General features: G+C 52.1%; 15 protein-coding genes and 4 pseudogenes. 12 read left to right on the top strand and 7 right to left on the bottom strand.

Annotation, left to right across the window (positions count from 1 at the left end; all coding sequences use genetic code 11):
* Window positions 1-86: 86 nt before the first annotated feature.
* Entirely contained in the window at window positions 87-416 is a 330-nt protein-coding gene (locus tag OSO_RS0115160) for a DUF952 domain-containing protein (protein WP_010584101.1), read from the top strand.
* 226 nt (window positions 417-642) lie between these two features.
* Here OSO_RS0115160 and OSO_RS0115155 read toward each other — a convergent pair whose 3' ends face one another.
* The gene (locus tag OSO_RS0115155) at window positions 643-864 is read right to left on the bottom strand and encodes a hypothetical protein (protein WP_010584100.1); all 222 of its coding nucleotides are present in this window, start codon (window positions 862-864) and stop codon (window positions 643-645) included.
* Between the two features lie 735 nt (window positions 865-1,599).
* Window positions 1,600-1,911 carry a hypothetical protein gene (locus OSO_RS0115145; protein WP_010584099.1) on the bottom strand — a complete coding sequence of 104 codons (312 nt, stop codon included), beginning with the start codon at window positions 1,909-1,911 and terminating at the stop codon, window positions 1,600-1,602.
* 1,171 nt (window positions 1,912-3,082) lie between these two features.
* On the opposite strand from OSO_RS0115145, the pseudogene OSO_RS43615 reads away from it, so the two are divergent.
* The 5 genes and pseudogenes from OSO_RS43615 to OSO_RS50810 all read left to right on the top strand — a co-directional run.
* Window positions 3,083-3,796, top strand: a pseudogene (locus tag OSO_RS43615) (ISL3 family transposase); the annotation flags it as partial.
* A gap of 971 nt (window positions 3,797-4,767) precedes the next feature.
* Window positions 4,768-4,914 (top strand): annotated as a pseudogene (locus tag OSO_RS52615) (hypothetical protein); the annotation flags it as partial.
* A gap of 7 nt (window positions 4,915-4,921) precedes the next feature.
* Window positions 4,922-5,062: a hypothetical protein gene (locus tag OSO_RS52005; RefSeq protein ID WP_237729286.1), complete on the top strand. Its 141-nt coding sequence runs from the start codon at window positions 4,922-4,924 to the stop codon at window positions 5,060-5,062.
* Between the two features lie 15 nt (window positions 5,063-5,077).
* Window positions 5,078-5,575, top strand: coding sequence for an IS5 family transposase (locus tag OSO_RS0115120; RefSeq protein ID WP_162130546.1), 498 nt, complete (start codon window positions 5,078-5,080; stop codon window positions 5,573-5,575).
* A gap of 98 nt (window positions 5,576-5,673) precedes the next feature.
* Window positions 5,674-6,552: a leucine-rich repeat domain-containing protein gene (locus OSO_RS50810; RefSeq protein WP_010584094.1), complete on the top strand. Its 879-nt coding sequence runs from the start codon at window positions 5,674-5,676 to the stop codon at window positions 6,550-6,552.
* 406 nt (window positions 6,553-6,958) lie between these two features.
* On the opposite strand, the gene OSO_RS51330 is transcribed toward OSO_RS50810, so the two are convergent.
* Window positions 6,959-7,585, bottom strand: a complete 627-nt coding sequence (locus OSO_RS51330) for a hypothetical protein (RefSeq protein ID WP_010584093.1) — start codon at window positions 7,583-7,585, stop codon at window positions 6,959-6,961.
* A gap of 147 nt (window positions 7,586-7,732) precedes the next feature.
* Between OSO_RS51330 and OSO_RS52795 the strand changes: the two genes are divergently transcribed.
* The 5 genes and pseudogenes from OSO_RS52795 (at window position 7,733) to OSO_RS49865 (ending at window position 15,373) form a co-directional block, all read left to right on the top strand.
* The gene (locus OSO_RS52795) at window positions 7,733-8,188 is read left to right on the top strand and encodes a transposase (RefSeq protein WP_010584092.1); all 456 of its coding nucleotides are present in this window, start codon (window positions 7,733-7,735) and stop codon (window positions 8,186-8,188) included.
* A 245-nt stretch (window positions 8,189-8,433) separates the two neighbouring features.
* A complete protein-coding gene (locus OSO_RS0115095; protein WP_010584091.1) occupies window positions 8,434-13,743 on the top strand; it encodes an RHS repeat domain-containing protein in 5,310 nt (1,769 codons plus the stop codon).
* 84 nt (window positions 13,744-13,827) lie between these two features.
* Window positions 13,828-14,466, top strand: a complete 639-nt coding sequence (locus OSO_RS0115090; RefSeq protein ID WP_010584090.1) for an ankyrin repeat domain-containing protein — start codon at window positions 13,828-13,830, stop codon at window positions 14,464-14,466.
* A gap of 98 nt (window positions 14,467-14,564) precedes the next feature.
* A pseudogene (locus OSO_RS52605) lies at window positions 14,565-14,819 on the top strand (transposase); the annotation flags it as partial.
* Between the two features lie 41 nt (window positions 14,820-14,860).
* Window positions 14,861-15,373: an IS5 family transposase gene (locus tag OSO_RS49865; RefSeq protein ID WP_237729285.1), complete on the top strand. Its 513-nt coding sequence runs from the start codon at window positions 14,861-14,863 to the stop codon at window positions 15,371-15,373.
* Window positions 15,374-15,592: 219 nt separating this feature from the next.
* Here OSO_RS49865 and OSO_RS0115080 read toward each other — a convergent pair whose 3' ends face one another.
* The 4 genes and pseudogenes from OSO_RS0115080 to OSO_RS0115060 form a co-directional block, all read right to left on the bottom strand.
* Window positions 15,593-16,219 (bottom strand): hypothetical protein, encoded by a 627-nt coding sequence (locus OSO_RS0115080; protein WP_010584087.1) that lies wholly within the window; start codon window positions 16,217-16,219, stop codon window positions 15,593-15,595.
* A gap of 372 nt (window positions 16,220-16,591) precedes the next feature.
* Window positions 16,592-17,833 (bottom strand): annotated as a pseudogene (locus tag OSO_RS43600) (IS4 family transposase).
* Window positions 17,834-18,465: 632 nt separating this feature from the next.
* Complete coding sequence (locus tag OSO_RS0115065) at window positions 18,466-19,386, bottom strand: leucine-rich repeat domain-containing protein (RefSeq protein ID WP_010584086.1); 921 nt, start codon at window positions 19,384-19,386, stop codon at window positions 18,466-18,468.
* A gap of 216 nt (window positions 19,387-19,602) precedes the next feature.
* Entirely contained in the window at window positions 19,603-20,625 is a 1,023-nt protein-coding gene (locus tag OSO_RS0115060; protein WP_010584085.1) for a DUF1214 domain-containing protein, read from the bottom strand.
* A 328-nt stretch (window positions 20,626-20,953) separates the two neighbouring features.
* On the opposite strand from OSO_RS0115060, the gene OSO_RS51995 reads away from it, so the two are divergent.
* Window positions 20,954-21,329 (top strand): transposase family protein (locus OSO_RS51995; RefSeq protein WP_010584083.1); only part of this gene is annotated, 376 nt, incomplete at its 3' end.

Below are 21,329 nucleotides of genomic sequence, written 5' to 3'. Positions count from 1 at the left end.
CACCCCTCTCTTCGGGCTGTGAACGGGTAACCCGGAGCCCGTCCCCGATCTGTGAACAGTTACGTTCCGAGTCAAGGTGAATTGAAATGCCAATCCTGTATCACATCACGACTCAGAAGCAGGCGACTGATGCGAAAGCCGTGGGGATTTACACGCCCACCGAGTATGAGAAGGATGGATTCATCCACTGCTCGTACGTGACGCAGGTCGCCGGCGTTGCTAACCGCATCTTTCGCGGAAAGTCAAATTTAGTGTTATTGAAGGTGGACTCTTCGGCTCTGGCCGCGCGCGTTGTGGATGAGAATCTCGAAGGCGGAACAGAATTGTTTCCGCACATCTACGGCGAACTTCCCTGGGCCGCGGTAGTGGAAGTGATTCCATTTGCCCCGGACCCCGATGGAGTGTTCCGACTATGAAAAGGCGACGGTTCCATTGTTCTGTTTCAGCAGGCTCTTAACCGCCTGCTGAAGTAACGGGGACTGGCTCCGACCAGACTCAAAAACGCCATGAAATCGTGAATGCCGAGGTGCCTGTCCCCCTCGCTTCAACGGCCTGTCAACCGCCGAGAAATGAGCCGGTTCCCGGCGGACCAGGGAAAAGATTCAGGCACATTTTCCATGGCGCAAATTTCTGGAGAGCCATTTAACGAGGAAATTGCTGAGCCCAAGCGGGAGCTGGCAGCGGGTTCGGCTGTCGATCATTGAGATCGATCAGCACTTCGTCCGTCGAATTCACCCTGCGGAATAGTTTTCCATCGTGCGCATAAACGATTCGATGCGATTGATCTCGACCATACCAGTCGGCCCCTTCGATCTCGCTTTTGGATTCGTATGGAAATTTGCTCCAGTCATGTTGATGGACCACGAGCTGCCGCGGCGGTCGATGTCCCGAATGCGGCTCCAGGGGATATCGTGAGAGAAGGTTCAGTTCCGAATTGCCGGAAAAGCGGCCACCGCCAGGCCATGCACCGTACGGGCTTGGCTAAAGAGTCAATGCGTAAAGCCATGGTGGTCGACTGACAGCCTGTTGAAGTAACGGGGACTGGCTCCGACCACACTCAAAAACGCCATGACATCGTGAATGCCAAGGTGCCTGTCCCCCTTACTTCAACAGGCCGCTAACCGCCGTTCAAGCATGGTCGTATTCATCATCGCGACCATGTTTGGCTGCAAAATAAACGAACAATTGTCCATCCGGAGAAACGTCACATGCGTGCTCGTCGATCCGCCCGTGAAACCATGCCCCTTCCTCGAACGTATCCTGTCGAGTGTCCCACCTGATGATCTGAACTCATTTTGATGGCCCCGACGCAAGATAACCCCGACCTCGGCATCACGAGCGAGCACCACAAAAATACGACAATGAGCTTTCATCGACATCAACTCGGCGAATCTTACGAAAGCGAAATCAGGCAAAGCCTAGTCGAAATCTTCCGTGATTTGACCATAAACGGTTCCTGACACCTTTTCCACCTCTCGATGCCCAGAATAACAGCTTAAAGAAACCGTGCCCTGCAAACGTCGCAGATCGCCAAGGGGGTGACTAAACTCCTGCATTTGCTTGAAAATAACTATCGATTTCCAGGCTTTGAAACTGCCTCTAAAAGTCTTCAGGGGCGGACCATTCAAAATCATTTTCGGTCAAGCCTCCATCCGGCATATGTTCACGAACGCCTGAAACAAAACTTGTTAACAAGTCGGCAACCGCCCCGTCAATCGTATTGGAGAACCCCGAAAGATAATCAGTTTCGCCTGAAAACCTATCTCGTCGATGCACGTTCATTAAGGATAAATAGCTGCCCTCCGATTCCTCGACAACTTTCACCTTCATTTTAGGGAATGGAAACAGTTGCCCATCTACCCAGATATCCAACAAGGCCACAATTCTTGTAATACGAGCAATACCATCCATATTTCTCCTCACCATCTATTGGCATCCGAACGAAACAATCTTGCCGTCTGGGGCAAGGTCAATGTACTTACCCTGGGAGGGAATGCAAAAGGTGTCAGGCAACTTATTCGCGATTTGGTTCCTGACACCTTTTTACTCTCCGCTCCAGGAACACAAGTCCTCATTACAAACCTGGCTCTCACTACAACTGGTGCTGAATCCACCAGCAGGCCAGCAGCACTGACGGTTGTACGGGCGAAAGTTCATAAGTTGGCTTCCCCCAAAAAGAGGTCCGCCTGATTCCCTTGACTGTGCCAGAGATTTGGCACTTCATCGAACGACTTTTGCTCATTAACCTGCCTGAGCAACGAAATGTTCTGAAGTGGTCAGTCTGGCCTCGACGGCATCAACGCTCTGCACAACTCTGCTATTATCGTGCACGCGGCCACGATCCACCCAAGAGGCAAAGCACAACTGTAGTAATATAAGAAGCCCCAAAAGATAATGAGAGTTCCATGGCCGCGATGAATTCAGATTGGACAATTTGCGCGCTGATATTTCCGACATCTAACGATCGATTACCCCACCACTATTGTCGATGTTATTTGACAAGAACACAATATCAATCTATAATCCGGTGCGCATGCGACAAACAAATGCCGTCATTACATTTGTTGTCGTTTCTTCACTATTATCGAACGCTTTCGTGATTAAGGTCAAGAAATCAATGTGCACCTGTGTACGCAATCTTACATCGTTTTAACGTAAGTGTACTTAATGTGAATGAATCTTCAGGGATTGATAATCATAGGCAAGCATTCTGCTGCCGATCTGGGATGTCGCGTGTGTGTTTGGGGGCGTACGTCTTATACGAGAGCACTTTGTACGCTGCAATGCTTGTGAATCCCAACGCTGGATACTTCTATCCATTAAATGCGACCCTCATGTTGATTGGCGAATTGATGCGTTGTCCATATATATTCTGGGGGCCATATTTAATGTCTCCATTTATAGGCCTTGCGCTCGTTGTCAATGGTGTGGCAAAACTTTCGGCTGCGGGACTCATTAAGAAAACATCGCAATAGAAAACCCTCGGCAAGACCACTTGAGAGCCGCAGAGCGGGGGAATACAAAAGGTGTCAGGTGCCTTATCCTCGGTTTGGTTCCTGACACCTTTTGACTCTGTGGCGAAGGCTGCAAACGTCTGTTGTGGATTGGACGCGAGCGAACGGAAGTCAGCTTGACGAAGTTATTCCGGATTTTGCCGGACGATGTGAGGCAGGGCATTCAATTTGTGTGCAGTGACATGTGGAAACCGTACCTGAAAGTGATCGCTGAACAGGCCAACAATGCGGTGCATGTGCTGGATCGGTTTCATCTGATGGTGCACTTCAACAAGGCCCTGGATGAAGTGCGAGCGAACGAAGCCCGGCAATTGAAACGCGATGGATACGAGCCCGTTCTGAAACATTCACGTTGGTGCCTGTTGAAACGCCCTGCGAATCTCCCTCCAAAGCAAGTCGTGAAGCTGGCGGAACTGATGAAATACAATTTGCGTTCGGTGAGATCGCACTTGTTGAGAGAGGAGTTTCAGCGGTTCTGGGAATACGCTTCGGCAGGGTGGGCTGGGAAGTTTCTCGACGAATGGTGCGTTCGAACGATGCGGTCTCGCCTGGAATCGATGAAGCGGGTCGCTCGCATGCTGCGAAACCATCGCAACCTAATTCTGAACTGGTTCCGAGCGCGAGGAGCGATTTCCACAGGTGTCGTAGAGGGATTCAACAATAAGGCGAAACTGACTACTAAAAAAGCTTATGGCTTCCGAGTCTATGAAGCGATCGAGATCGCTTTGTATCATCAACTTGGAAAGCTGCCAGAACCAGAACTCACCCACAGTTTTTGGTGAGGAGGCACAAGTATATTGCAATTGCGCAAAAAAGAATGCGACTCAGGTCGCACTGACTAGAAACAAGACAATCTGCGGAATGTTAATTGTGGTAATTACCGCAAACACTACGGCTAGTAGAGCCGTCCTTCTGACTAGTGTGTTGGTTTGGCTCGTGATAACACATGCGACTGCTACTGCATGTTTAACGAATATAAACATATTAAGCATGAGCGCGCTCTTTGTGCTGTTGATTGTGCCTCCTGCGCTTCTAAACCTCACCTTTCGCGCCATTGTGCTTTGTGTGCTCTGTACTGCTTCGATTACCATTTCATCGTTGTTCGTCGGAGATGGCGCATCGTGGATCGCTTATGTATTTGTTGTGCTGACTGCGACATATTGGATACACGTATGTATGTGTATGCTGAATCGGCCATTAAATATGAGCATGGCCGAAATCGGAGCCGTAATAGCTTCTTCGGGAGGTATTTGGGGGGCTCTCGGGGGTGGAGTATCGAGTTGTCGAGATCGGTTGGTTCTTGCTACCTGTGGCCTATGGATTTGTTATTGCGGAGTAATGTTCATAGTCGGCGGACTGATTGTTGGTGCGGTAAAGCGAAGTCGATCCGATGCATGAGATCACAGGGAACACAGGGTAAATGCGAGGATCAGACTTGTTCTGAAATCAAAGGCCCAAGCGTGCGGCGACACAGATCGAAAAAGAGCTGCGAAATTGAAAACGGTTTCTAGTATCTAGCAACGGTCTTGAATTGTCGGTTGTGTTAGAGTTGAAACGAATGCTCGCACACCTATTGTAGATCGATGGTTCCTGGGTCCCAGAGACCGTGTGTCAGCCAGATCGCAAGAGGTTCATTTGAAGCCCGAACCGTCGCAAGAGCTGCCTCAGACAAGCTTGAATTTACTAGAGCACATTTCATAACAGCGATTGGCAAGGAAACTGCGTACCAGTCTGAGCGAAAGGAATTTCGCCCATGGCTGACACACGGAAGATCGAGTTGACTGGTTACACGTATCTCTCGGACGCACAATGGGATCGCATTTCTCATTTCTTTCCGGAACCTGCGGACCATCCGCACGGCGGACGACCGTTTCACAGTTCGCGAGCCTGCCTGGAAGGAAGTTCGTATGTACTTATTACAGGCTGCCAATGGTCAAGGTTACCAAAAGCTTTCCCTCGCCCAGCACCTGCTGGCGGCGATTCGACGAATGGACACGAATGGGGATTTTCGATGGACTCTGGTTCGAGCTCCTGAGCGAACTCGATAAACGCGATGACATCGATTGGACGGAAGCTGCGGCGGACGCTTGGTTCGCACGGGCGAAAAAGGGGGCGACGGAGTCGGCAATACCAAGTGTGGCAAAGGTACCAAGGTCGTTGACATCGTGGACTCGCGGGGGATACCCCTTGCCATCCATGTGACCGCAGCAAATCACGACGAGGTCAAGTTGATCGAACCCACCCTCGATCGATTGCAGATTCCCAATAAGGTTCCTGAACATCTGATTCATGATCGAGCCGCCGACAGCGATCCCTTGCGCCAGCGATTGAGCGAGGAACGCGGGATCGAATTGGTGTGTCCTCATCGCAAGAGTCGTAAGAAGCCTCCGACGCAAGACGGTCGCGCGTGTCGGCGATACCGCCATCGGTATGTCGTGGAGCGAACCCATAGTTGGTTTCACAATTTTCGCCGCACCGTGATTCGATACGAAACCACATTGGACCGATTTGCCGGTTGGATTCATCTCGCCAGCGCTCTCATTACAATGAGGCAGTTATGAAATGCCCTGTAGTCGAAATCTACCGTGATTTGACCATAAACGGTTCCTGACACCTTTTCCACTTCCCTGATTTACTACTACAATAGCGAGAGGGCAGAATGGGTACAATCGAGTTTAGTGATGGGGTTTATGGCGTGAAAGCGGCGATCACGTCTATGTGGTCTCCAACTATGCTTGGTGAACTTGTTAATGCAAATATTGCTGAACTGGAATTGAATCATGGAAATGGGTGGTGTGGGTCAGATCTTGCGTTTTTATCGCGACTACCCCAGTTACTGGCGTTTAGCATTCTTGATATGAGGATTGAATCAGTAGAGCCCATTCACGTATTGCACTCGTTAAAGAAACTTGGAGTTTTAACATACTGTAAGTCGGAAATCAGGTTTTCGGAATTTCCAGAACTTGAGACATGTTCATTGGAATGGCGAGAAAAAGCGTCTTCGCTTTTTGATTGCGTTTCATTGAAGAAATTGTTTCTGGACAATTATACAGGAAAAGATGCGTTAAAATTGGGGCAGTTGACAAAACTTAAAAGCTTAGATCTCTTGAGCGCTTCAGTTGAGAATATTGAAGGATTGCGCACCCTAAAGTCTCTATATTACCTGCGTTTAGGTAATTTAAAACGTCTGACATCCTTGCGTGGTCTTGAAGCCTTAACAGAACTCGAGGAGCTGGTTATCAACAGATGCCGGCTAATTAAGTCGATAGGAGAAATATCCAAGCTACATAAATTACGGAGGCTCGGCCTTCCAGATTGCGGCGGTATTGCGTCCCTGCAGCCACTTTGTGCATTGTCGGAGCTGAAAGCAGTGTGGTTTTACGGCTCGACAAAGATCCTAGATGGAGATTTGCGGCCTCTTTTGGATATGCAACTAGAACGAGTTAGCTTCATGAACCGGCGTCATTACTCACATGCACGCGAAGAATTTGGCGAGGCATGGAGTTCTCCATGCCCAGATTTTAACCGGAGAGAGTAAAGCCTAAAGGAAGGACTGCAAAAGGTGTCAGGAACCATTAATGGATATTGGTTCCTGACACCTTTTCGTCACCCATCTAGGGCCGTTTCGCCGAAAATGCGCGTGATCGAAGTACGCTCGCGTCTGACATCGCCAAAGTAAGAGTTTGGATCCTGTCACCTCGGCTTTGAGCTATCAACGCACTTCGCTCGTGTTTAGTAAAGTGCAGCGTCCCATCGACATATTGACGTTTGCGTTCGACCAGCGGGTTCCACCATCTCAGTTCAAGCAGTACTTCAAAAAAGGCATAAAGACTTGATTTTCTGCAACCGGATCGTACGGCTGCAATCACAGAGATCCAATCTCATTACCGCTTTCGTCAGCCTGTTGTTGCCAAAAAAATGTTCGTCTTTCGGCACGCTCACAATTAGTGATCGCCTATCGATGAACCCTTTCGCCTTAAGAGACATCCTCTCCCCAAAAGTGTTTGATCGAATTCTGGGTCACTTTCATATGTATGACATTCACGATCGACTATCGCAAACAGCGAAGCAGATGGCGGTTGCCCGGAACTGATTCTCTTGGAGCCGACATTGGCACCGATTTCGCCATACGTCTCGATTGCCAATACCGGAAGGTGGAACCAAGTCCGAAGACACCCCTTCAATAATGGTTCGCAATTCTCAACTGTAATCTCGTCTTCGGGAACAATACAGTTGAATTCAATGTTGGCTTTTGAATTCACAAGGAAAATGCGGCACTCAGAAAATGGCATTACTCGCATCAAGATTTGGCGATAATCGTGCGATACGTCCTGTGTGAATCCGATGGTGAAATCACCGTCGAGTTTCATTTGATTCCAGGAAACAATTTCTTCGAATGGCATCTTTTCATCGCAGCCCCAAGGAAAGACTCCATCAAATGAGATACTTTCGTCAATCAACGCTGCGTAAAACCGAGAGACGAGCCCTTCGCGGTCACGTTTCGCGAATTCCCATGAAATGGTGGTGTATGCGGGCATCGTTTTGATACGCAAAAGGAATTCGATCGCCAAATCACATCAGGAGCCTACCGCAGTTCGACAATCTAGCATACCCTACAATCCTCCATCGGTCACGCTGAAAAAGGTCGGGCAAATCAGGAAAATCAAAGGGGTCAGGACTCATTGAATCCTGTTAGGCGGGATGTGATCTTGTCCTGCATGACACAACCACCACGAGCCGATGAAGCCGGCGGATTGTACCATACCTTGAACCGAGGCAATGGACGGCAGGAGATTTTCCATAAGCCCGAGGACATTGCCGCATTTGAGCGAGTTCTTGCGGAAGGGTTAGCTTTTTATGATGTGACACTCTTTTGCTTCCAGCTAATGCCCAATCATTGGCATCTTGCCTTGCGCCCGAACGCTGATGGTGAGCTAAGTCGGGTCATGCGCTGGATCACCGCGACGCACACGATGCGTTACCGGGCTCATTACCACACCTCGGGTGAAGGGCATGTTTACCAGGCACGATTTAAAAGCTTTCCAATTCAGGATGATGCGCATTTTCTGGCTGTTTGCCGTTACGTCGAGCGCAATGCCGTTCGAGCCGGGCTTGTTAAGCAAGCGGAAGACTCGAGATGGGGGGGCACTTTGGCGATGGACGCAACCGACTGACCCCGGTCCGCCATTGCTGTCGGCGTGGCCAATCCCCCGGTCCCCCAATTGCGTCAATCGAGTCAACGAGCCTTTTGCGGAGCAAGAACTTTCTGCCATCCGCAAATCCGCTCAGAAAGTCAACCCACACAGATCACTCGAATGGATCAAATAGACCGCTGCACGACTGGGCTTGGCCTCGACACTCAAAAATCCAGGTCGACAGAGAATCCACTTTCCAGAAATCGACGACCAAAACACCAACATTGAGTCCTGACCCCTTTGATTTGCCCGAACATGCCGACATCCAACGGATGATGTCGACTCTGTCGCTCAGCGCGCCAGAAGGCGTCATGACGCTGTCGGATCTCTCAGGGACACCCAAGGTCAATTCGTTCGCCGATCGAAGCTTCACGTACTACAGCAGCAGTGTGTCCACATCTTCTATCAACACCCCCTTTGCAGCTGGTGAAGACCTGAACGCCACCTACGGAGGCGGCGAATCCAATGAATACAATTGCGTTGCGAGCGAAACCACTCGCGGTTGCGGATCTTGCAATTCCACCGGTTCGTTGACGAAGAAATACTTTTATACCTCTCGGGTCAGCCAGGGTGGCGCGAATGGCGTGAATCACATCGTCATTGAAGACACACAAGATTCTAATGGCGTCGCGATTTCACGTACTGTTTACGGACTTGAGTTCACTGGCCGACTACTGCGGAAGGCATTCATTCAGAATCCCATCAGCTCACCGAAGTACTGGTGTGAATCCTGGACCATGACGGACAGCTCCACCAGTTCCTCGTACTTGACGGGCGCGCATCGATATCCCAGCGCGCACACGGGGATCACAACTGCGGCCAACCTGAGAACGTTCCTGCATCCGTACGATGGCACCAGTTGGGCGAATGATACCAGTACGCTCAATTCGAATTCCGGACTGATTAGCACTCACTCATACAATTCGAATTTCCAACGCACCGATTCCTTCGTGCAGAATGGATCGGCAGGGACCCGATATTATGTTGCGGCCAAGGACTATGGTGACGCGACCAATCCTTATCTGATCACTGCCAGCTACGCCTACCCGACCCAGACAACTTCCCGATCCAGTGGAAAGCTGCGGGCTTATAGCTACACGTTTTACGATACCGCACATCAACAGATGAAGACGCGGACGACGACCTGGCCCACGGTCTCGACGTCACAAAATGGCTCGGGTGTCGCCACAACGACGAGCGACTATTTCGACAATCTTGGCCGCTTGCGATGGACCCAGGACGGTGAAGGCTATATCGACTACTACAGTTACAACCCGAAGACGGGCCGATTGGCGTATTCCGCGATCGACGTAAATCCGGCAAGCCCCGGAAGTGAGATCACGAGCGGATCTGCGGGAAACTGGGATCCCGTCACGTTCGGAGGCGCGGATGCGAACATGCCAACACGGAGTGGTTCGTTGCCGCCTCCGCTGGCCCTGACCCAAAAGCGGTACTACGACGCGCAGGGGCGGTCGACACAAATCACGGATGTCAGTGGAGCGACACACTTCGCAGCCTATTCGAATTCTCAAACGATTCAGTTCCCGTACTGGAACAGTACATCCAGTAAATGTGATCTTCCGATCCGTGTGACACAATATAATGCTGGCGGTCAGGTGACAGATCGGTGTCGACTGAGAATTCCATTTTCGACAATTTCCACGTCGTCTGGGGTTCCGACTGGGTTTTCGACAGCTCCCACCCAGAGCGACTACGTCAACTGGAGTCGTACAACGTATGACGCGGTCGGTCGACTTTCCTCGGTCGACAGCTACGCGACGATTCCGCCCTCAGGCAGCGGGACGTTGGGTTCCGATTTCTACCGGAGCATTGTCCAGTACGACTCACTGGGGCGATTGCAGTATGGCATTGACGTGATCAAGGGCTCAACCTCTAGCAATCGCGTCGAGCAGGTTACGCAACTTGTCTACGACGCTCTGGATCGTGTCACGCAAGTCAATACCGGCGTGAGCGGTGATTCATCCGCAAACAGCCACGATATGACGGACAGCTACAACGCCTATCCGACTCTCCGCACCAGAAGCCAGGTCGTCTATGACGGAGGCGGGGTGGGGGATGGGCACGTCACGAAGGGGCGGAAGTTTTTCGGCACGGGAAGCTCGGATTACACGGGCGCCAATTACTACAGGACGTATCGAGGGGATCTGCGCGGCATCGAACCATTCTACGTCAGCAGTTCTACGGAAACGCCGATCGGCCCCTATCCGGTCAAAGACGTCGATTGGCTTGGAAGAACGACGACGGCCGCGTTGTTCGATGCAGCTCCGACCTGGTCCACTGTGTTAACGGGTGACGGATACAGCGCGTATGCCGCATCGACTTCGGCCAATCGTCGAACTCAAGTCGATACGCTCTACGACGACCTTGGCCGAGTCTTTCAAGCGAAGAAATTTAAAATTATTGCATCGACGGGAGTTGGGACCAATCATCTCTCTCGCAGAAACTACTTTGACCGAAATGATCAACTCGTCGCCACCGGGATCGAGTACGCCAAGGGGACGGAAATCGCCTACGACGGCGCGGGGCGTGCCTACCAGCATCGAACCGTCATCGCCCTGAAATCAACTCCATTCACATCAGGCGCCTTTAACTACAACGCCCCGATTCCGAAACCGTCTTTGGGATCGATGAGCGGTGGGGATTCTGGGGTTCTAACACTCGACCACGAAACTCTCGATGCTAACGGAAACACGACTGAAGCCAATCACTTCGAAGACAATCACGACGATCTGGCTGGCTCGTCAAAAGGTATTAATCTGACGAACAACAACGATTACGTTCGTCAGACGGTGTTTCAATGGTTTGACTCGGTGGGCCGGTTGACCACATCAGCGGATTTTGGGTCCGGCGACACGGCGGCAGGAGCGGGACAGTGGAAGTCTGCGTCGAAGCCGAGTCGACCGTCCACGGAACCGACGACCTCAAGCAATACCTCGCTCGTTTCGCGGATGATCTACAACGCAGATTCGGGTCTCACCGAAAGTGAGATCGATCCCGCTGGAATCACGAATAAGCGTTTTTCCGATCGACTGGGACGCATCACATATCTCGCGGCCAATTTCAGCAATTTCAATGCGTCGACAGAATCCGGAACTGGCGACTCAACCGATCCGTCCAAGGACCAGGTCACAAAATGGATTTATGACGGCCCCAATCGCCTCAAGCAATTGATCGCGATGGACCCCAATGCGGACGGAAATCTGGCAGATAATCAGGTCACAACCTATCTGTATGAAGATGCGGTCAGCGCTGATCGAACGACGAATTCCATCTATCCAGACTCCTCTGATACGACGTCGTCCGGCAGCGATCAAGTCAAATTGGCCTACAACGTCGATGGGAGTCTTAATCAGCGAACGGATCAGCGCGGTACGGTGATTGGGTATTCGTATGCGACTACTCGACTTCCGTCAATGCAGTCCGTCTCGACCTTGGGTTCGGGGGTCGACGGAAGCGTCCGTTCGATTGGTCGAACGTACGACAATTTGCGTCGTCTCCAGAAGCTCACCAGTTACGCGAACGCCGCGGGGGCAGGTACGATCGTCAATGAGGTGCAGTTCACTCTGGACGAGATGGATCAGATCGCGGTGACGTACCAGTCGCACAGCGGTGCCGTCAATACATCCACGACCCCCAAAGTGCAGTACGTCAACAACAATAACACAGCGGGTTCTGTCTACAATAAACAGTATCGTCGGCAATGGATCACCTATCCCAACGGGCGGATTATCTATCATGACTTTGGCCCTGCGGGGAATCCCTATGATGTCCTGAATCAGGTTCGCACGATCTCAGAGACCAACACTCTTGGAACGATCTTCGCGCAGTATGACTACAATGGTGCAGGTTCTACGCTCGCATCTGTGACGCTGCCCGAGCCCTCGCTGAAGCTGGATTATTTCCAAGGCACGGCCGGTACCTACGCCGGGCGTGACCGATTCGGTCGTGTGGTCGACCACTATTGGAAGGGATCCGGAACAACTGCGGATGCCGATCGATTTCGTTACGGCTACGACTACGCAAGCCGTCGAGTTTTCAAGGACATCGACTCGTCAATTTACGCCACGAACACGAAGGACGAGGCCTACACCTACGACGGCCTCCATCGACTGAGCACCACGAAAGTGGGGACGCTATCTGGTTCGACGATTTCTGGCACACCAGCTACAGAAGAGGCATTCACGCTGGACGCGCTCGGGAATTGGCCGAATTACGTCACCAAAGCCGCAGGCGCGACGAATCTCAATCAAACAAGAACAGTGAATGCCGCGAATGAGATGACGGCGATCGCCGCGTCCGTTGGAGCGACCTGGGCGACTCCGGCCTACGACGCCGTCGGAAACATGACGACCATTCCAAAGCCAGCAGCACCGGCGACAGGCTATACCGCGACTTATGACGCCTGGAACCGCCTCGTCAAATTGGTGGATGCGCCAACGGGCCAAATTGTCCAGCAAAACCAGTACGACGGACGGAATTTCCGAACGGTCATCCAGAGTTACACGAGTGGCACGCTCTCGGAAACGCGCCATTCCTACTTTACGGATGACTGGCGTTGTGTCGAAGAGCGAGTTGGGACTGCGACAACCGCGGACCGACAATTCGTGTGGGGTAGCCGATACATCGACGACCTGATCCTACGTGATCGAGGCTCTGAAAGACTCTACGCACTCCAGGATGCGAACTTCAATGTCACGGCCGTCGTCGATACGTCGGGTGTCCCGCAAGAGCGATTTACATACTCCAGCTACGGAAATCCAACATTTCTAACGGGAAGCTTCGGTGCTCGCTCCGGAAGCAGTTTCGACTGGGAAACGCTCTTTGGCGGCTACCGCTACGACGGCGGAACGCAGCTTTCCATGGTGCGAAATCGCGTCTATAATTCCACCTGTGGCACTTGGTGCCAACGCGATCCGATTGGTTATTCGGAGGGACTCGCCCTATATGAATATGTCTCTAGCAATCCAGTATCGGCGGTTGACCCGCTGGGCCTAGAGGGATGCCGGCCATGGGATTATAAGCGGCCCCCAGTAAAGAAAAAGGGCGATCCTGATTACAAGGACCATACTCATGGGACCGTTGCTTGTGAAAAAGAGGACAATTGCGGGCTCTTGGCTGCGAAGCTTCAGTTGTGGATAACTCATGCAGTTGTGCGTGCTGCGGAACTTGCGGAGGATCAGCATAACTTAAAGATAAATAATCCTAAGGCGTACAATAATCATATTTCAATGCTCGAACAAGCAAATGTGGGGATCGCCAAGTGCTGGGCACTTCTTGTAAAAAAGTGTCGCGGCGACAAATATCGAAAATTTCCAGACCCGCTCCCGGTTCCAATCAGGCTTCCAGTTCCGGCGCCGATTCGGGTAGGTTACCCAAGTAGAGCGGCTTATGTGTGTGGTATGATAACTACTGTAGTCGTTGTTAGTACCACTGTTGTGATTCGTAGTGCTGAGGTCGCTACTAGGTCTGTGTTCATACCTGTATATTGTCCAGCATTGAGTGATGGTGCGTAAATGCAATCTAGTCGCACAAGTGTTGCGTCGAGTTCTTGTTCGCTTTGCGAAATTTGTGTCATTTAAATATCGATCGGTTTTACTGTGTGGTCAATTGTTGATCAGATATGGGGTGGCTATAAGTTGCACGAGGATGTTGAATCTTTGCGCGAGGAGATATTGACTTCGCCGTGGTATGAACAGCCTAGCGACGCTGATGACAGCTTATTAAGGCTTGCAATTGGGGCAACGGATCTGGAAGCCGTAAGAATGCTGCTCTCAATTGGGGAGAGACCTTCGGTACCCTCTAAAGACGGATCTTCCCTTCTTCATCAGGCAGTTGATCACGTTTCAGGTTCAAGCACCTTGAGGGAACGTGATCGTGCGCTGGCGATTCTCGCGAGTCTGCTTGACTACGGTGCGGATCCTAATGTGTATGGAATGGACGGATCGCCACTACACCGTGCGGCAGGTGCGGGTTGTATTGACGCTGCTCAAATACTTCTGTCTCACGGCGCTAATATTGAGATGCGTACATTGGTTGATGGAGAAAGGACGCCTTTAATTCATGCGGCATTAATGCAGCAACCAAAGATGGTTCGATTCTTATTGAGCGCCGGGGCAAGTAAGAACACTGCTATTTCCTGTACGCTTACGGACGGGCCGACGACTCTGCAAGAGGTGTTGACAAAGGAAAATACTCCAGTTTCTAAAGATATTTTAAGTGCTTTAAATTCAATGTAAGAGCCGCTAATTGTTGTTTGACAAGTATCTAGAGAGCATTTCATAACGCGTATTGGCAAGGAAACTGCGTACCATTCAGAGCGAAAGGAGTTTCGCTCATGCCAGTCACACGCAAGATTGATCTCGCCGGATATACGTATCTCACTGACGCACAATGGGATCGCATCGCGCACCTGATTCCCGCCCCCGAGGAGCAACCTCGCGGTGGGCGCCCTTTCCACTCGTCACGCGCGTGTTTGGAGGGAATCTTGTATGTACTTATTACAGGTTGCCAGTGGTCAAAGTTACCAAAGTGCTTTCCATCCCCGAGCACTTGTTGGCGGCGCTTCGATGAATGGACTCGAATGGGCATCTTCGAAGGACTTTGGTTCGAACTCCTGCACGAATTGCAGGAGTGTGGCAAAATCGATTGGTCGGAGGCTGCGGCGGACGCTTGGTTCGCACGAGCCAAAAGGGGGGAGACGGAGTTGGCAAAACGAAATGTGGCAAGGGAACCAAGGTTGTCGATGTTGTCGATTCGAACGGAACTCCTCTCGCCGTCCATCTGACCAGTGCCAATCACAACGAAGTGAAGTTGATCGAGCCAACGCTGGATCGGCTTCAGATTCCACATCAAGTCCCCGAACATCTCATCTATGACCGTGCGGCGGATAGTGATCCACTTCGCAATCGATTACTGAACGAACGCGGCATCGAGTTGGTTTGCCCGCATCGTAAAAGCCGTAAGAAGCCGCCCACTCAAGACGGGCGTGCCTGTCGCAGATATCGCCGACGATTCGTAGTCGAGCGAACCCATAGCTGGTTCCATAATTTCCGTCGTACTGTCGTCCGCTACGAAACCACACTGGCTCGATTTACGGGATGGATTCATCTTGCCTGCGTGCTCATTACAATGAGGCGGTTATGAAATGCTCTCTAGTAAAGTGCAGCTTCCCATCGACATACTGACGTTTGCGTTCGACCAGCGGGTTCCACCATCTCAGTTCAAGCAGTGCTTCAAAAAAGGCATAAAGACTTGATTTTCTGCAACCGGATCGTACGACTGCAATCACAGAGATCCAATCTCATTACCGTTTTCGTCAGCCTGTTGTTGCCAAAAAATGTTCGTCTTTCGGTACGCTCACAATTAGTGATCGCCTATCGATGAACCCTTTCGCCTTAAGAGGCATCCTCTCCCCAAAAGTGTTCGATCGAATTCTGGGTAACTTTCATATGTATGACATTCACGATCGACTATCGCAAACAGCGAAGCAGATGGCGGTTGCCCGGAGCTGATTCTCATGGAGCCGACATTGGCACCGATTTCGCCATACGTCTCGATTGCCAAAACCGGAAGGTGGAACCAAGTCCGAAGACACCCCTGCAATAATGGTTCGCAATTCTCAACTGTAATCTCGTCTTCGGGAACAATACAGTTGAATTTAATGTTGGCTTTTGAATTCACAAGGAAAATGCGGCACTCAGAAAATGGCATTACTCGCATCAAGATTTGGCGATAATCGTGCGATACGTCCTGTGTGAATCCGATGGTGAAATCACCGTCGAGTTTCATTTGATTCCAGGAAACAATTTCTTCGAATGGCATCTTTTCATCGCAGCCCCAAGGAAAGACTCCATCAAATGAGATACTTTCGTCAATCAACGCTGCGTAAAACCGAGAGACGAGCCCTTCGCGGTCACGTTTCGCGAATTCCCATGAAATGGTGGTGTATGCGGGCATCGTTTTGATACGCAAAAGGAATTCGATCGCCAAATCACATCATGAGCCTACCGCAGTTCGACAATCTAGCATACCCTACAATCCTCCATCGGTCACGCTGAAAAAGGTCGGGCAAATCAAAGGGGTCTGGACTGAATGGCACTGCCGCATACCCGCTAAGAAGTTACGTCAACTGGCGCATGGTGTGAATCGATCCGTCTCGTGTCGGCGGTTGGCTTGAGCGTGCGATTGAGTTCGTGATCGAAGGGGCGTTGTGTTGGGGCGCGACGATCCACGATCTAGACACTCGCCGCAGTCATCGCGAGCGTCGGAACCTCCCAGGACGTTTTCTCGTGCGGCGTCATTTTCGTGACGTTGTAAAGAATCGACTCCTTCAGGATGCGGTGTTGAACGTCATCCAGAGCGTCATGACGCCTGGTGTTTCGCGATCAGTTTCTTTCGCGCAATTTCTCGCAGTTCGGTCAGAAGTGCGATCGGGGCGGGACGTCGTTTGACGGCGCGTGGTTCAATCCGATTGGGACGATTCGCGACGCGGTGGCAATACCCGTTGAGGATTCGCAACGCAATCAGGCGTTCACGATCCTCGATTCTGATCAAGGGGGGGACGGCAGCCAAGACCCACGTGTTCGTGATCATCTGTAGCGACGCGGCGAAGCTCAATTGGTTCGGTCGGCATTCGCTCGCGAGCGCCGATTGCAGCATCGATTGACGGATGAGGTTATAGGCCAAGAGCCCCGTCCAGAGTTCTTGCCTGACGGCAGCGGGGGTTTTTCTTCGAAGGATACCCAGGCCCATCGTGATCTTGATATCGCGCAGTTCGAGCTCCACAATCCATCTTCGACGGTAGAGTGCGGCGATTTCCTCGCGAGGATACGCGTTGTCATCACGCAGAGACGTGACCACGATTAACGACTGGCTGCGGAATCCCGGGACGTTGACCGTCACTTCAATTTCGCGCACCTCAAGTTGTGCCGGAAGACAATCGTACGACTCTTGATCAAGCCACTCGGGTTTCGCGGGCTTGGCCCACGTCGTGAGGTGATCTTTCTTGCCGAGTTTCTTCCCTTGCTCGAAGTCCGCCTGCCGAAGTTGATGTCATCGCGTGACGACCTCGATTCCGAGTTCCTGGAGAAGCGCCAGCATGAACCAACCCCCGTAATACCGATCGGCCAAGACCAAGTCTCCCTTTCGAAGCTTGTGGAACAGGGGGCGAAAGAGTGCCGTCTCGCCGGACTCTTTGCCTTGATAGGGCCCCGTCGTGTGGCCAAGCACCATCCCCGTGGCCAGTGAGGTCAAAGCGACCGCACGCAGGATCGGAAAGCCGAGCCCTTCGGCTTGCATGCTGGACTGCGGATACTCCGCCTGGTTTTCCTCGGTGTCCGGCATGGAATGGGTCGTGCCATCCACGACCAGGGCTCGAAAGCCTTTCCACCGCCACTCCTCAGGGATCGCTGCCTCACATCGTTCCGCGACGCTTTCGGTCAGACGTTGGACGACGCCTTCCGGTACCTTCGCACGGGCACGGCTGTAAGCGCCGGTATTGGTCGACGAGACGTCATGCCCCAGCAGCGCGTGATAGACCGCAACCCGCTGGACTGCGGCCCGGCAAGATCGTTGGACGCCGCCAAACAACGCTTGCGACAACATCGCCCACAACGTCACTCCCCTGGTATAGACGAGTCCAACGTCGTCTGCAGAGGCGGCCGTCTCGTGATTCGATTCAGCGTCGTTGAACGACACGCCTTCGTCTTCGAAGGCCTGCTCAATCTGTTCAACACTCAGGGCATCGGCAAATGGCAAGCCGTCACGCTGCAATAGCGAACGCATCACTAAATCAATTGATCTATCCGCGCTGCGAGCAGTCCATGTAAAAGACATGAGGCCTTCCTTGGTCCAAGCTTGCCGGCAACGCCCAAGAAAGGTCTCACATAAAGCGAAATATTAGGACAAAATGGTCTCACAACCAAGTCGAATTCCCGATTTTCGCCTTCAATCCAAAACTCACACACCACGACAACGCATGCACCGCGCGCGGGTCCTGTCGTTCTGCGCGGACGATGACAACAACAATCGCGGCAGTGCCATTCGTGTCAGGAACCATTAATGGATATTCGTTCCTGCCACCTTTTCGTCACTCCAAACGCCGGTAATCGTTCACAGCCCGAAGAGAGGGGGACAGGCACCTTGGCGCTCACGATGTCATGGCAGGTTTCAATCTGATCGGAGCCAATCCCCGGGCTGTGAACGGGTTCCAAACGCCGTCACACGTACATGGTATATTACCGTATCATATACGACTTCAGAAGTTCGACATCAGGCAAAGCCTGCTTCAAACGAACTCCCCCTTGTACTGATACCTTCGTTTTACATAGTGAGACATGACGAAGCTGGGAGAATTGCTTTAAATGTTTTATACAGTTGTCTGTGAGTTCATTATCAACGAGAGTAAGTTCTCGCAGTTTCGGCAGTTGCCGCATCGCCATCACGCCAGTGTCTGTGATATGGGCTCCAACAAGCGAGAGTCTCTCCAACTCGGGCAAATCCTGAAACTCCCTGACACCATCATCAGTTATCTCAGAGCCGTATGCCTCGAAACCAAAGAGTCGAGCTACCGTCGGTCGCAGTGCGCGAAGATGATTATCCGTAATCGGGGTGTAACTAAACACCAGCCGCCGAATGCCCCGGAAGGTGTTTATCGAACGTATTTCGTCGGAAATGTTCTTGGCAGAGGCAATTCGTAACGAATGAAGCTCCGAGGTTTCTGGAAATCGATGAAATCCTCTGCCGCAGATATTGCCCTCTACGCTCAGGTCCCCCAATTCTGTCAGCGCCGCCAGATCGCTCAAAGCTTCGTCGTTTGGGACCGCGAGTCGCAACGATATCAACTTGGTCAGTGATGCAAGTCGACGACATCCATCTTGAGTTAAAGTCATGGGTTCGAGCGAAAGGCGCCTCAAGCGATCTAGAGGAAGAAGATAACGAAGAACGGTATCTCCGACATCTGAAGGCAGTTTCCCATCCTCATTCGCCTCGAACTCGACTCCCACAACTCGGCCCTCCCTGTCAAACCCGAGAGTCGCACCCAGCAAGAACAGGTTTCTAGCGCTGTTGTAATCTTTAACCCCAACACCGCTTACCAGCGTGTCAAGATATCTGTAATAACACAAGTACAGCAACGTTCCAAAGATGATAAGCGGCATCAGCCGCCTCGTCGTCCTGCAATAAATGTGATGCTCCAGTATTCTGTTAAATGAAACACGTAGTAGTGCTGCCGCTTCCACTCATGATTCGCGACGAGATCAGAGAGGCTCCGTATCGTGTCCACGCACAACCACTACAGCTTTGCAAGTACTAGGGAAAAAAGGGTGTCAGGGAACCAATGACCGCCATTCGTTCCGGACACGTTTTCGCTTTCCCTATTTCGCTGGTTGGGCTTCCGGAAACTTCCAGGTGCCGTCGAGGATCGCGTTGCGCGGGCGGTACATCCGGACTGTATAGTTCCAGCCTGGCATGATGGGCAGGTAGTTCGATGCGTTCTCGTCGCCGCCGAAGTGGATTGTTACTGATCCGTCTGCGTTGGGTTTGGCGGTGATGTCGTTGAACGTGTACGCGTTCTTCGCATTCTTTTCGAAGAATCCCTCCTTGTTGTAGACACTGACGGACCAGAAGCCGTCCACCGGCACGTCTCTCACTGTGAGCGAGTAAGCGACTTTCCCGTCGTTCTGCTTCGGCTCGCTGCCTGCGTACATCGCCGCGTACTGCGGATTGCCTCCCCAACCTGCGGCTGTACCGATCAGATGTTGGACCTCATCAACTTCGTTCTTGCGGCCGAACATACGGCTGGAATCGATTCCCCCGTTCGCCGCCGCCAGCGCCAAGAGTGCGTTGCGGACATTTGTCAGCGACACTTGGTCCCAGTTCGGTACCTGTAAGCTGCCAGAGTGCTTCTGCTCGGCCTTCAACCCGTCTTGCAACGCGTGAACCGTTTTCAGGTCCGCCGCGTCACTGGGGTTCACGAATGTGCGGACCGCGAGTGCGACATACCGCGTGCCGACCTTCTCTTTTGTGAAGATGTGCGTGCCGGGTTTGTAGATCACGTCGGTCGAGTAGTGGTCCTGGTTGATGACCTGAATCGCCATGTATCGCTTTCCCGCGTCCGGGAGCGTGACGGTCACCGGCCCCGCCTCCAGATCAAATACGCCAAACGAGTAGAGCGTGTCCCGGTTAAGGCGAATCACCGTCTGCTTGTCGATCGGTGCAAGGCCGCGTTCGTGACTGAACTTGCCGAAGCCGCCATCCTTCGAGAATTTGACAAGATAGTTGTCGGTTTCTGCGCGTTTGAAGTTGTCCACGGTGACGCGGACGGGTGGCCCGTCATTCGCTTGGGCCGTGGTCAGCCCGCCGAGTGCCATCAGAGCCAGAATCGTTGTCGTTCGCATGATGTTGCCTCAATGAAGTTGTCTTGCCGAGGAGCCGCAGGGAAGAGAGTATCCCGCAATACGGGCACGATTCTACTTCGATGCCGCGAAGTCTCAATCGTCTCAGACGCGTTCGAGCTTTAGAGCACTGGGCCCCTGCAATCAGCAGATCATGTTCTCAATCTGTCGCATCTCATCTTCGGAAAAGACGTTTGCGAGCGAGTCCCTCCCCTCAAGCAGATGCTGAATTCTGAGAACCTCGTCATTTGCAAAGCGTTCGAACACTTTCTCCGAATACAGGGCGCAAAAACCGGTCCATCCGGAAATTCTGTGGGTTTGATATATTTGCATGATTTCTGGGAGTGCGGCGGTGCAGGATCGGGAATTGTATCAGCAGATTCTTGGGCTGAAGAGTCCTTGGACCGTTTCTGAGGTGTCGTTGAGTCTTGAGCAACAGCAGGTCGATGTCTTCGTTGAGCATCCTGGAGGCACGAAGTTTTGTTGCCCCGAGTGCGATCAGTCATTGCCTTGTTACGACCACACGGCCGAGCGTCAGTGGCGGCATCTGGATAGCTGCCAGTTCAAGACCATTCTTCACGCGAGCATCCCGCGCGTCGATTGCCCGACGCACGGAGTGAAACAGGTGAACGTACCCTGGGCCCAGAAAGGCAGTCGCTTCACGATCCTGTTTGAGCGTTTTGCGGTTGAGGTGTTGTTGGCGACTC

This window comes from Schlesneria paludicola DSM 18645 (assembly GCF_000255655.1).
In the GTDB taxonomy this organism is placed as follows: Bacteria; Planctomycetota; Planctomycetia; order Planctomycetales; family Planctomycetaceae; genus Schlesneria; species Schlesneria paludicola.
This window is presented reverse-complemented; position numbering and strand designations above follow the sequence as displayed.